This window comes from Streptomyces sp. NPDC088747, assembly GCF_044751025.1.
GTDB lineage: Bacteria > Actinomycetota > Actinomycetes > Streptomycetales > Streptomycetaceae > Streptomyces.
In genome coordinates, this window is the sequence record NZ_JBIVKZ010000016.1 from 131,763 (window position 1) to 144,591 (window position 12,829).

Genomic DNA, 12,829 nt, shown 5'->3' on the forward strand with positions numbered 1-12,829 from the left:
CGGTGCGTGCGCCGGGCACATGGTCCGGCCAACCGGCCTGAGCAGCGCATTAACAGTCGCCTCAGGTTCGCTCAGTAGGAAGTCGGCATCCAGATAAGCGATGCAACCCGTATGTAGGAGGCTAGTGATGGCAGTCAACGCAGCGCCGTCCGGGGAAGCGCCGGCCGGTCGGTTGGCCGGCCGGTGGGTGCCGTGGTTGGTGATTGGCTTGTGGCTGGTGCTGGCGGTGGGCATGGTGCCGCTGAGCGGAAAGTTGAGCTCGGTCACCACCGACAGCGCCGTGGACACCTTGCCGGCCAGCGCCGAGTCCACGAAGGTGGCGGCGCTGGACGACAGTCTCCCCGGCGGTGAAGAGAACACGTTCGTCTTCGTGTACCACCGCTCCGGCGGCATGACCGACGCCGACCGCGCGACGGTCGAGCGCCACTACGACACCCTTACCAAGCAGTATCCGCCGAAGGGGACGGCGGCGGCCGGCGAGGACGACGAGGGCTCACCGATGAGCCGCTCCGCCGACCGCGAGGCGATGATGTTCACCCTCGATGTGAGCATGTCCTACGGCCCACCGGAGGACCTCGTCGGCCCGGTACGTGACGCCGCGAAGGACCGCCCCGCCGGCCTGGAACTCGACGTGACCGGCCCGGCCGCGATCGACGGCGACATGGATGCCGTCTTCGACGGCATCGACACGCAGGTCCTCCTCACCACCATGATCGTCGTCACGCTCCTGCTCATCCTCACCTACCGCAGCCCGGTGTTGTGGATCATCCCGCTGATGGCTGTCGGCGCGGCCGCACTGACCTCGATGGGCACCGTCTACCTGCTCGTCAAGGGCTTCAACATCGTGGTCAACGACCAGAACTCGGCGCTGCTGACGATCCTGGTGTTCGGCGTCGGCACGGACTACGCGCTGTTGCTCATCGCTCGATATCGGGAGGCACTGCACCACCACGAGAACGTCCGGGTCGCGATGGTCCACGCGCTACGCGGCGCGGCGCCGGCCATCATCGCGTCCGCGGCCACCGTGGTCGCCGGCCTGCTCTGCCTGCTCGTCGCGGACCTGAACAGCACCAGCGGGCTGGGCCCGATCGGTGCGGCCGGCATCCTGTGCGCGCTGGTGGCCATGCTGACGCTGTTCCCGGCGGTGCTCGTGGTGCTCGGCAGGCGGGTCTTCTGGCCGGTCATCCCGCGGTTCAGCACGGCCGTGGAGGAGAAGCCGGGGCTGTGGGGACGGCTCGGCACCGCCATCAACCGCCGCCGGTGGGTGGCGACGCTCGGCTCGCTCGGAGTCCTCGGCGTGCTCGCCCTCGGGCTGGCGGGCAACACCGGCGCCCTGCGGGAGCAGGACCAGTTCCTGTCCACGCCGGAGTCGGTCAACGGCTTCACCGTTATGCGCCAGCACTTCCCGGAGCTCGGCGGCCAGCCGATGACGGTCTTCACGCGGCCGGCGCACCAGGAGCGGGTGCTCGACGTCGTCAAGGACACTCGCGGTGTGGCCGAGGCCGTCTCGGAGCAGACCAGCGGTGGCTGGGCCAACATCTCCGTGACCCCGAAGGACGCTCCGGACACCGCCGCGGAGTACGACACGATCAAGCGGGTGCGCACCGCCGTGCACGCGGTGAGCGGGGCTGAGGCGATCGTCGGCGGGCCGAGTGCGGAGAACCTCGACACCGAGGTGACCACCGTGCGCGACGAGAAGCTGGTGATCCCGCTGGTGCTCGTCGTCGTCCTGATCATCCTCGGGCTGCTGCTGCGCGCGATCCTGGCCCCGCTGGTGCTGATGACCACCGTGGTCATCTCATTCGCCGCGGCCTTCGGCGGCAGCGTGTTCGTCTTCGACACGATTCTCGGGTTCAAGGGCATCGACTCTTCGGTGCCGCTGCTGGCATTCCTGTTCCTGGTGGCGCTCGGCGTCGACTACAACATCTTCCTGGCCAGCCGGGCCCGGGAGGAGACCATGCGTCTCGGCACCAGAGAGGGCATGCTCAAAGCCCTCTCCGCCACCGGTGGCGTCATCACCTCGGCGGGCCTGGTCCTGGCGGCCACGTTCGCGGTCCTCGCCACACTTCCGCTGGTGATGCTGGTCGAGGTCGGGTTTCTGGTCGCCTTCGGCGTGCTGCTCGACGCCCTGCTGGTGCGGTCGGTCCTGGTGCCCGCCCTCACCCTGCTGATCGGCCGCCGGATCTGGTGGCCGAGCCGGCTGTCCCGTCCAGCGGCGGAGCTGCCGGAGGGTCAACAGCCGCTCGCCGACGACGAGGAGCCCGCGCTGCAACGGTGAGCGCGGCGGCACGGACGAGATCCGGGACGGGCCCCAAGCCCGTCCCGGATTTCTTCATAAGCCCGACCGGTTGCCGCCCTTGGTCCTGCACCACACGCCGGGGCTGGGGTCGGCGCATCGCGATGCCCTGCCCCGCCGGTGAGTCACGCGGGGCCATGCCCGAGGGCCGCCACCCCTTGTCCTGCGCCGCGCTGCCGGGGCGGGTCAGCGCGCCGCGGTGTCCTCCCCGGCGGTGAGCCGAGCGATCGGGGCGGGCGGGGCCGCGGCCGGAAGGTCGACCCGAAGCAGCGCGCCACCGCGTGCGGAGCGGGCGACGGTGGCCCGGCCGCCGTGGGCCTCGACGACCCGCTGCACGATCGACAGCCCCAGACCGGATCCCGGCAACGCCCGGGCACTGTCGGCACGGTAGAACCGGTCGAACACCCGCGGTACGTCGGCGGTGTCGATGCCCGGCCCGGCGTCGTCGACCTCGAGCACCGCCGACGCGCCCTCGGCACGGAGCTGGACCTGGACCGGCTGGTCCGCGGGGGACCACTTGCCGGCGTTGTCGATGAGGTTGAGCACCGCCCGCTCAAGCGCAGCGGGGCGCCCGCTCACCCACACAGAGGTCACGTCGAGCACGACCTCGCTGTCGGGCACGCGGGAACGCGCCCGGGTCGCGGCGGCCGCCACCACGTCGGCGAGGTCGAGCACCTCGGTGCTCTCGTCGCTGACGTCACCGCGCGCCAGGTCGGTCAGCTCGGCGGCAAGGGTGCTCAACTCGGCCACCTGGGCGCCGAGATCGTTGAGCAGCCGGGTCCGGCTCTCCGCCGGCAGTGCGCTGTCCAGGGTGCCGCGCCGATCGAGCCGGATCAGCAGCTCGGCGTTGAGGCGCAGGCTGGTGAGCGGGGTCTTGAGTTCGTGGGCGGCGTCCTCGGCGAGCAGCCGCTGGGCCCGCCGGGAGTCCCGGAGCGCGGCGAGCATGTCGTTGATCGACTGGATCAGCCGCCGGATCTCCCCACCGCCCTCATCCGGGATGTCGGCGTCGAGATCCCGGGTGTGCGCGACACGTACCGCGGCGTCGGTCAGCCGGTCGATCGGTGCCAGCCCGGTCCGCGCCACGGTCCGCCCGACAAGGGCACCGCCGACCACGCAGAGCAGCCCGATCAGCAGCATGCCGAACCCGAACTGGTTGACCGGGCTGTCGTCGACGACGTGGGCCACCTGGACCGCGCCGTCGCCCGCCCGCAGCGTGTAGATGACGTAGCCTTCTTCGTCGCTGTCGCTCGACTCCATCAGGTCGGCCGACGCGCCCTGCGCCACGCGCCACGCGTCCTCGCTGACGGGGGGCAGGGCGGGTTGGCCGGCCGGCGTCCGGATCGAGCCGTCGGGCAGGATGACGCGCACCAGCCGACCGGATCCCGGATACGGCGGTAGCTGGACCTGCGCCAGACCGGCGCGCTCCGCGTTCGTCGCCAGGACGCGGGAGTCGGCGCGCAGCTGATTCTCGGCGGTGTCCCGCAACTCCCAGTTCAGTAGCTCGCTGGCCACCTGGAAGGCCGCGAACACGCTGACCGCGATGGCCGTCGCCGCGATCACCGTCAGCCTGGTCCGCAGGGACCGCCGGCGCCACCATCGGGTCAGCCGGCGCGGTTCCCGGCCGGCGGGCCTGCTCACGGAGGAGTCTCCCGCAACGTGTATCCCAGGCCGCGCAGCGTGTAGATCAAGCGCGGCTCACCCTCGGCCTCCATCTTGCGGCGCAGGTAACTCACGTACACCTGGAGGTTGTTGGCGGTCGAGCTCATGCCGAAGCCCCAGATCGCCTCGAACAGCGCGTCGCGGGTCAAGACCCGGGTCGCGTTGCTCATGAGGACCTGCAGGAGGGAGAACTCGGTCAGGGTCAGGCGCAGCGGCCGCCCGCCACGCCATGCCTCGAACCTGTCGGGATCGAGCCGGACGTCGGCGAACGACAGGATCTGCGACTCCTCGTCGGTCGGCGTGTGCCGGCGCAGCAGGGCCCGCACCCGGGCCAGCAACTCCTCGGTGGCGAACGGCTTGGGCAGGTAGTCGTCGGCGCCCGCGTCCAGCCCCGCGACCCGGTCGGAGACCTGGTCACGGGCGGTCAGCATCAGCACCGGCAGATCCCGGCCCGCGGCCCGCAACCGCCGGCAGGTCTCCAACCCGCCGAGGCGGGGCATCATCACGTCCAGGAGCAGCAGATCCGGCGCGTCGCCACCGACCTCGTCGAGCACGGCGAAACCGTTGGCGACGGTGCTGGTGTCGTAACCCTCGACCTGGAGCACCCGCTCCAGCGAATCCCGGATGGCCGCCTCGTCATCCGCGATCATGATCCGCACGCCGGCCCGCCCCCTTCCAGTCGATCTTTTTGCCGCTCATTGTCCCCGATCAACCTGAGGCCAGGCTTAGAGCGTCGCTGGGGACCGCGCTTCTTCCCGGCAACCAGACAGTAGATCCTCGCGCCGTCGGCGTCCTCGGAAACGCCGCGTTGCTGAGTCTCGCCGTGGCGTTCGCGATCACCACGGTCACCGGCCGACGATGGCACCAGATCCTGGCGCGGGACCTCGGATTGTGATGTGTGGATGCACCCGTCTGGCCGGAGCGGGTGACATGCCGTCCCCCATCCAGGGAACTGCACCTCCATGGGTCTGAATCACGACGAGGCGCCGGTCCTTGAGGCGCTCGCCCGCTATCACGATGCCGACGAGATGGACTTCACGCCGCCGGGACACAAACAGGCGCGGGGTGCGGACCCCCGCGCGCGAGCGGTGCTGGGGGACGCCGCCTTCTTCGGTGACGTCCTAGCCAACGGGGGTCTGGACGACCGGCTGGCGCGCGGCGGTGTCCTGGAGCGGGCCGAAAGCCTCATGGCCGACGCGGTCCACGCCGATCACACGTTCTTCTCCACCTGCGGCAGCTCCCTGTCGGTGAAGGCGGCCATGCTCGTGGTGGCCCGTCCCGGCAGCCGGCTCCTGGTGGGCCGCGACGCACACAAGTCGGTGATCGCGGGACTCATCCTCTCCGGTGTCGAGCCGGTGTGGGTGGAGCCCCAGTGGGACCCCGCGCGGCACATCGCGCATCCACCGTCGGTCGCCGCGTACGAGAAGGCGTTCGCGGAGCATCCTGATGCCGACGGCGCCCTGGTCACCAGCCCGACGCCGTACGGTGCCGCAGCCGACCTCGCCGGTATCGCCGACGCCTGCCACCGCCGTGGCAAACCGCTCATCGTGGACGAGGCGTGGGGCGCGCACCTGCCCTTCCACGAGGACCTGCCGTCGTGGGCGATGGACGCGGGCGCGGACATCTGCGTGACCAGCATCCACAAGATGGGCAGCGGGCTGGAACAGGGCTCGGTATTCCATCTGCGGGGTGATCTCATCGATCCCGCGGAACTCGCCTCGCGCGCCGACCTCCTCGGCACGACCAGCCCGAACGTCCTGCTCTACGCCGGAATCGACGCCTGGCGCCGACAGATGGTCCAGCACGGCCACGAACTCGTCGGCCAGGCACTGGAACTGGCCGCGCGCACCCGAACGGCCATCGAGCGGATCGGCGGTTTCCACGTCAACGACGCCGCCGACTTCTGCGGTCGCGATCTCGCCGCGGACTTCGACCCCCTGCCGGTCGTGATGGACATCAGCGAACTCGGCACCACCGGTTACCGTGCCGCCGACTGGCTGCGTACGCACCGTCACGTCGACGCGCACCTGTCGGATCACCGGCGGATCAGCGCCCAGTTGACCCACGCCGACGACGAGGAGACCGCCGGTCGTCTGGTGAGCGCCCTGCGCGATCTGGCCGACCACGCCGACACCCTGCGCGACGCACCGCAGGTCGTCGTCCCGGCCCCGGCCGAACTCCGCATGGAACAGGCCCAGTTGCCTCGCGACGCCTACTTCGCCCGGCACGCGAGGGTGCCGGTCACCGAGGCCTGCGGCCGGATCGCCGCGGAAATGATCACCCCGTACCCGCCGGGTATTCCCGCGGTGCTGCCCGGCGAACGCCTGACTGAACCTGTACTGCGGTACCTGACCTCGGGGGTCGCGGCCGGCATGTTCCTGCCCGATGCCGCCGACCAGAGCCTGGAAACCGTGCGCGTGGTCGCCGAAGACCGACCTTCGGACAGCCGGTCCTCGAACCTCGGGCCGGTCTGAGGCTCGTGGCGGCTCCAGCCCGTCCCGGACAGGAGCCGCCACGAGGACGGGATCAGAGTGTCAGAGCGACGGGGTGAAGCGGTCCCAGGCGCGGTGGTGGGCCAGCAGCACCGTGAGCTGTTCCAGCGCCGCGGCGCCGGTCTCGGTGCTCACCACGCCGGGGGCGTCAGGTGCGATACCGGCAGCCGCCAGAGCTTCCGCGCCCTCGCCCCACACCCCGAGGGCCTTTCCGTGCCGGTAGGCCTCCATCACCATGAGCAGCACGCGCGGGTCGATGCCCGCGGCCACCGCCACGTCGTCGTCGACCTTGGCGTCACGGGCTCCATACGTGTCGGCTCCCACCGCCGGTGCCCCGGCGAGCAGGATGGCGTCGAACTCGGTCGACCGGGCGTTGGCGAAGGTGCGCTGGACGGTGAGGGGCTCGCCATCGGGGTCGAGAACACCTCCGGTGGGGGCGATGACCAAGGGGACCATGCCGGCGTCCAGGACGGACTGCCGTACCGCCCGTACGTCGGTCAGGTGCTGGTCGCCTTCAACGACGATGCCGATGATCCGGCCGTCCAGCGGCCAGGCGCCGCCGAGTTGGGACAGTGCCGGACTGGGGAGGGGTTCGGCCGGCGTCTCGGTCGGCGCGGGTGCGGGCAGGCCCAGTCCGGACGCGACCTGGGCGCAGAGGCCGGTGTCGATGTTCGCCAGGACCTTCAGGGCGCGTTCCTTGATCGCGGTTTCCCAGCACTTGCTGAGTTCGAAGGTGTAGGCGGCGACGATGTGCTCGCGTTCGGTGGGCGTCATGCTCAGCCAGAACAGCCGGGGCTGGCTGAAGTGGTCGTCGAAGGAGGCAGCCGCCTCTCGCACCTTGCGGGCCGCGGGCAGCGGCTCGGGAACCTCGATGTAGGCGCCGTTGTCCGCGCCGGCGAGGAAGGGGCATCCGCCGTCGAGGGAGTTGGGCCGGTAGGGCGCGACCCCGCGGTGGACGGCGGTCTGGTGCATGCCGTCGCGAAGCATGTCGTTCACCGGCGCGTGGGTGCGGTTGATCGGCAACTGGCCGAAGTTGGGGCCGCCGAGCCGGCTGATCTGGGTGTCGAGGTAGGAGAAGAGCCGGCCCTGGAGCAGGGGGTCGTTGGTGACGTCGATGCCCGGAACGAGATGCCCGACATGGAAGGCGACCTGTTCGGTCTCGGCGAAGTAGTTCGAGGGGTTGGCGTTCAGCGTGAGCAGCCCGACGGGCTGGACCGGCGCCAGCTCCTCCGGCACGATCTTGGTCGGGTCCAGCAGATCGATGCCCTCGAACAACTGGTCGTCGGTGTCGGGGAAGGTCTGGACGCCGAGTTCCCACTGCGGGTGGGCGCCGGCCTCGATCGCGTCGGCCAGGTCCCGTCGGTGGAAGTCGGGGTCCATGCCGGCCGTGATCTGGGCTTCCTCCCAGACCAGGGAGTGCACGCCCAGCTTCGGCTTCCAGTGGAACTTCACCAGCGTGGTCGCGCCCTCGGCGTTGACCAGGCGGAAGGTGTGGACGCCGAAGCCTTCCATCATCCGGTAGGAGCGCGGGATGCCGCGGTCGGACATGTTCCACAGGGTGTGGTGGGTGGCCTCGGTGTGCAGGGAGACGAAGTCCCAGAAGGTGTCGTGGGCACTCTGCGCCTGCGGGATCTCCCGGTCCGGATGCGGCTTGCCGGCGTGGATGACGTCGGGGAACTTGACGGCGTCCTGGATGAAGAACACCGGAATGTTGTTGCCGACGAGGTCGAAGACACCCTCCGAGGTGTAGAACTTCGTCGCGAAACCCCGGGTGTCACGGACCGTGTCCGCGGAGCCGCGTGAGCCCAGCACGGTGGAGAAGCGCACGAAGACGGGCGTCTCGACGTCCTTGCCGAGGAACGCGGCCTTGCTGATCCGTTCGGCGGTGCCGTACCCCTGGAAGATGCCGTGGGCGGCGGCGCCGCGCGCGTGCACCACCCGCTCCGGGATGCGTTCGTGGTCGAAGTGCGTGATCTTCTCGCGCAGGTGGTGGTCCTGGAGCAGCACCGGACCCCGCGGCCCCGCCTTGAGCGAGTGGTCGGTGTCGTACAGCCGCGCGCCCTGCGCGGTGGTCAGGAACTCGCCACCCTGCGCCACCGCCGCCTGCGGGGTGCCGGTCGCCTGCCCGGTGGGGCTGTACGTGTCCGGGCCGCGCTGGTCGGGCTTGGGCGGCAGCGGGCCCTCCGGCGCCGTCGGCTCTTCGACCGGCGGAGGTACCGGGCCCGGCGCACCGGGAATCTCGTTCCCGGGGTGCGCGATCTCCTGAACCTTTTCGGCGACCTTGTCGGCTGCTGCCGTCACGGGATTCTTCTTCTTGGCACTCACGGAATTTCCGATCGACTAGGGGGGTGAGAAACCGCTGTTTTCGTCACGAGGACGGCCGATGAGATCAGCGGAGGCTGAGTACCCCCTTCCGTGATCGCGACTCAGCGCCTCGCCCACATGAGGCGGAGATTCACCCGCCGGCCTTCTGCGGCGTGCTCATCGCACGGCTCCCCCCACGGATGACCGGTATGTTGCGCATTGTCGGCCAGGCGAGCGACGCCCTCGGCCCGGGCAACCCAAGACTCGGCAGGCCGCTCCCGCTCGCGCCCGGCCGGTGTGGCGATCACGCGGACCGGGTACCCGCACGCTTGATCAACCGGCTACCCGCACAGGCGAAAGGTGTCATCGTGGACGGCCGTGACAGGACAGCACTCATCGTCATCGACATGATCAACACCTACGGGCACGATGACGCCGATCTTCTCGTCCCGTCCGTGGCGAAGACGATCCCGGCGCTGAGCCGCCTCCTGGAACGCGCCAGATCCGCCGAGGCACCCGTCATCTACGTCAACGACAACTTCGGTGAATGGCGGTCCCATCACGGCGAGCTGCTCGACCAGGCACTCGCGGGCCCGCACGCCGACCTGGTCGAACCGGTCCGCCCCGACGACAAGTCCCTCTTCGTCGTCAAGGTCCGGCACTCCATCTTCTACGAGACACCGCTGACGTACTTGCTCGCCCAGCAGGACATCGGACATGTGGTGCTGTGCGGCCAGGTCACCGAGCAGTGCGTGCTGTATTCGGCGCTCGACGCGCACATCCGCCATCTGCGGGTGACCATCCCCGAGGACGCCGTGGCCCATATCCACGCCGATCTCGCGGACGCCGCGCTTCGCATGATGCGCCGCAACATGGACGCCGACATCCGCCCCGCCGACGAGATCACCTTCTGAGACCCGGGGTGCGCCTGGTGCGCCCGGCGGCCTTCCTGGCGTAGGCGGTCATGGCCATCGGCCAGAGTCAGCCAGAGTCGGCGGGAGCGTGACGTGCGGAGACGTCCGTACCGTGGGCACATCAGTGCACAAGTTCCTCACGAGACATGCTGTTGGGTTGCCGTGAAAGCGGGCACACGGGAGTCAGGCCGGTCAGGTGGCCTACCCCCTTGGGGACTGACCGGCTCAGGTTCCCCTGGTTCGGCCACATGTGCCGGGGGAACCGCCCCCCTCGCGCGCGTGAACGTACTCCGCGATGCCGAGGCGTCGCGAGCAAACCTCCGGTTGCCCAGCTCAGGGGCACCACGGAAATCATGTCGACCATGTTCGCCCTGTCCGGTACGGTCGCGGAATTGTTCCTGCTGCCGGGAGCCATGGGGATCGTGTGTGGCCTGACCTGCAGTGCCGAGGCTGAGAGTAGGTTTCGTCAATGGCGTGTCGTATCGGTGAACTCGTCCTCGGTTGCCGCGAGCCGGAGGTGCTGGCGCGGTTCTGGTGCGAGGTCCTCGACTTCGTCGTGCTGGACCGCGAGGACGACGGCTCGATGGAGATCGGGCCGCGCGAAGGGTTCGGCGGGCCGCAGCCGACGATCTTCCTCAGCCGCAGGGACGAGCCGGAGAAGGGCAAATCCCGGCTGCACATCGACGTCAACGCCACCGACCGCGACCAGGACGCCGAGCTCGAACGCCTCCTCGGTCTCGGCGCGCGCCCGGCCGATATCGGCCAGACAGGGGAGGAACAGTGGCATGTGCTGGTCGACCCCGAAGGCAATGAGTTCTGCCTGCTCAAGGCGCGCCTCGCTCCCCTCTGACCTCGTGCCCACGCGATCCGATCGGCTGAATGCCGTCTGTTCGCGGATGGGTGAACGCCCGTAGCCTGTGCGGCCTTCGCGTTCTGGGGGGTCTCGTGAACGGTCTCCGTGCTGTCGTTGTCTGCCTTGTGATCGCGTGTGCCACGCTGGTGTCGCCCGCGGCGGCCGTGACGCCGAGTTGGTCGGCCCTGCCGGTGCCGGCCGCGGCCCCGCCGGTGACCGTGTCCGATCTCGCCGCCCGCGGACCGCGCGAGGCATGGGCGACCGGGTACGAGCAGGCCGTCGACGGACTGCGGCCGATGTTGTACCGGTGGGACGGTACGGCGTGGAGCCGGGACACGACCTTCCCCGGCGCCGACGAGCCGGGCTGGCTGGGTAAGGTTCAGTTCGTCCGCGACGAGGCGTGGATCTTCCACAACCGGGCGGGGGAGGGGGAGATCCTGCGCCGGTCGGCGCGAGGATGGAGCTCCGTCCCGCTCCCGCAAACCCTCTGGACCTACCAGGACTTCACCGCCGTACCGGGTGGAGCGTGGGTGGTGGGAGAGGACGACACCGGGCTGAAAGTGCTGCACTACGACGGATCCGGCTGGACCACCCAATCCACCCCGGACGGCGTGCTGTTCCTGATGGGGATCACGGCCCGCACTGCCACGGACGTCTGGGCCTGGGCGGACACCACCACCGGCACCACCGTCCTGCGCTGGGACGGCACGGCATGGCGGGACGCGAAGGTGCCGCTGCCACCGGACAGCAACGTGCACACGATCATGCCCGAACCGTCCGGCCGGGTCACGATCGGCGGCAGCCAGTACACCGACGGTGTGGCCCGGACGTACCTGATGACCTTCAACAGCCGTGCATGGCACACCAGTTACCCGCCACTGGGTGACACGTACACCGAGGCGTTGGTGCGCGGCGCGGACGGCGCGCTGTGGCTGCCACTGCGCAGCGACCGCGCGTTCCAGTCGAAGTACGCACGGGTGGACGGCCGCCGCGCCACCTTCTCCTACGGACCGGAGCGCGCGAACGCGATCGACGTCAAACCGCGCGCACTGGCGAAGGCCGGCTCCGCACTTCTGTCCTTCGGGACCGTCGAGATCTACGGCTCGAAACCGAACCTGATGAGCGAGCGGCTGGGAGGCTGACCATGGCACGCAGACTTCTCGTCGCGGCCCTCGCCGTCGCGTTGACCCTCGTGACCATCATGTCCTCGGCCGCCGCGGAGGGCGTTGCCTGGCAACACGTTCCCCTGCCGGCGCAGGTGCGTCCGCAGGCGGGGCTGAACGAGGCCGTGGCGTTCTCGCCCGAGCGGGCGTGGGCGGTGGGTGCGGACGCCGTGGGTCGCGAGGCGCCGGGCTTCCCGCTGGTGCTGCGCTGGGACGGCACCGCCTGGCAGCGCCAGGGCCTGCCCGGGATCGGCTGGCAGGGAGAACTCCTGTCCGTCGCCGGTACCTCACCGACCGACCTCTGGGCGGTCGGCCGCGACTCGGCGGGCGGCACCCACCTGCTCCGCTTCGACGGCATCGTGTGGTCCGAGAGCCGGCTGCCGCGCGGTGCCGTGCTGACCAAGGTCGTCGCCGGCGGCGGTGAGACCTGGCTGATCGGCTCGCGGGACGGCGCGCAGGTGTTGCTGCGCTGGGACGGGCGCGGCTGGCGGGACGTGCCGGTGCCGCCGGGATCCGTGCTCGGCCTGCACATTCTGGCGGCCGATGACGTCTGGGCCGCGGGCGCCACCAACTCGGGTGCGGCGGTGTCGCACTGGAACGGGCAGGCGTGGCAGCAGACGATCGTGGACGGGTTCCCGCGGTCGGCCGTGGGCAGCGTGCTGGCGGTCTCGCCGACCGAGGTGTGGGCGGGTGGCACTGCCGGATTCGTCGGTGGTCCGCCGGGCCGGCCGATTCCGCCGCTGCTGGTCCGCTGGGACGGGCAGGCGTGGAGCAAGGTGACCATGCCCACCGACTTCGGCTCGGTCAACTCCCTGGCGCCCACCACGTCCGGCGCGCTGGGCTGGGTCTCGGTGGCGCGCTCGCAGAAGTGGGGGCCGCCCGGCGGCACTCCGCCGTTGGTCCCCGGGCCGGATTTCCTTGCCTGGAACGGACAGGCGTTCACCGAGTACAGCGAACCGGCGGTGGCCGGGGAGGGCGACTCCTCGGCACTGTGGCTGGCGCCGGTGCCGGGCACGACGACGGTGTGGTCGGTCGGCCGTGCCGCCGGTCCGGAGGGCACCTTCGCCCCACGGGTGCTGCGGTTCGGCTGAGGAGCCGCGACGAACTCCCGGCCCATCTCCGACAGGGCCGGGCTGACCGTCCGGCCC

9 protein-coding genes are annotated in these 12,829 nt (G+C 70.3%); 6 read left to right on the plus strand and 3 right to left on the minus strand.

Translation table 11 applies throughout. The features are described 5' to 3' along the window. The first annotated feature begins 127 nt into the window (after positions 1 to 127). Positions 128 to 2,278 (plus strand): MMPL family transporter, encoded by a 2,151-nt coding sequence (locus ACIP79_RS31735; protein ID WP_401228685.1) that lies wholly within the window; start codon positions 128 to 130, stop codon positions 2,276 to 2,278. A gap of 204 nt (positions 2,279 to 2,482) precedes the next feature. On the opposite strand, the gene ACIP79_RS31740 is transcribed toward ACIP79_RS31735, so the two are convergent. Together ACIP79_RS31740 and ACIP79_RS31745 are read right to left on the minus strand one after the other, a co-directional pair. After that, on the minus strand, positions 2,483 to 3,934 hold the full coding sequence (locus ACIP79_RS31740; protein ID WP_401228687.1) for an ATP-binding protein: 1,452 nt from the start codon (positions 3,932 to 3,934) through the stop codon (positions 2,483 to 2,485). Further along, on the minus strand, positions 3,931 to 4,614 hold the full coding sequence (locus ACIP79_RS31745) for a response regulator transcription factor (protein ID WP_401228689.1): 684 nt from the start codon (positions 4,612 to 4,614) through the stop codon (positions 3,931 to 3,933). Before ACIP79_RS31745 ends, ACIP79_RS31740 begins: the two co-directional genes overlap by 4 nt. A gap of 303 nt (positions 4,615 to 4,917) precedes the next feature. Between ACIP79_RS31745 and ACIP79_RS31750 the strand changes: the two genes are divergently transcribed. After that, positions 4,918 to 6,429 (plus strand): aminotransferase class I/II-fold pyridoxal phosphate-dependent enzyme, encoded by a 1,512-nt coding sequence (locus ACIP79_RS31750; protein ID WP_401228691.1) that lies wholly within the window; start codon positions 4,918 to 4,920, stop codon positions 6,427 to 6,429. 60 nt (positions 6,430 to 6,489) lie between these two features. On the opposite strand, the gene ACIP79_RS31755 is transcribed toward ACIP79_RS31750, so the two are convergent. Beyond that, positions 6,490 to 8,748 (minus strand): catalase, encoded by a 2,259-nt coding sequence (locus ACIP79_RS31755; RefSeq protein ID WP_401228693.1) that lies wholly within the window; start codon positions 8,746 to 8,748, stop codon positions 6,490 to 6,492. A gap of 368 nt (positions 8,749 to 9,116) precedes the next feature. On the opposite strand from ACIP79_RS31755, the gene ACIP79_RS31760 reads away from it, so the two are divergent. The 4 genes from ACIP79_RS31760 to ACIP79_RS31775 all read left to right on the plus strand — a co-directional run bounded on the left by ACIP79_RS31760 (position 9,117) and on the right by ACIP79_RS31775 (position 12,772). Next, complete coding sequence (locus ACIP79_RS31760; RefSeq protein WP_401228836.1) at positions 9,117 to 9,665, plus strand: cysteine hydrolase family protein; 549 nt, start codon at positions 9,117 to 9,119, stop codon at positions 9,663 to 9,665. Between the two features lie 469 nt (positions 9,666 to 10,134). Continuing rightward, positions 10,135 to 10,515: a VOC family protein gene (locus ACIP79_RS31765; RefSeq protein ID WP_383689127.1), complete on the plus strand. Its 381-nt coding sequence runs from the start codon at positions 10,135 to 10,137 to the stop codon at positions 10,513 to 10,515. A gap of 95 nt (positions 10,516 to 10,610) precedes the next feature. Then, positions 10,611 to 11,660, plus strand: a complete 1,050-nt coding sequence (locus tag ACIP79_RS31770; protein ID WP_401228695.1) for a hypothetical protein — start codon at positions 10,611 to 10,613, stop codon at positions 11,658 to 11,660. Between the two features lie 2 nt (positions 11,661 to 11,662). Then, positions 11,663 to 12,772, plus strand: coding sequence for a hypothetical protein (locus tag ACIP79_RS31775; protein ID WP_401228697.1), 1,110 nt, complete (start codon positions 11,663 to 11,665; stop codon positions 12,770 to 12,772). Positions 12,773 to 12,829 lie beyond the last annotated feature (57 nt).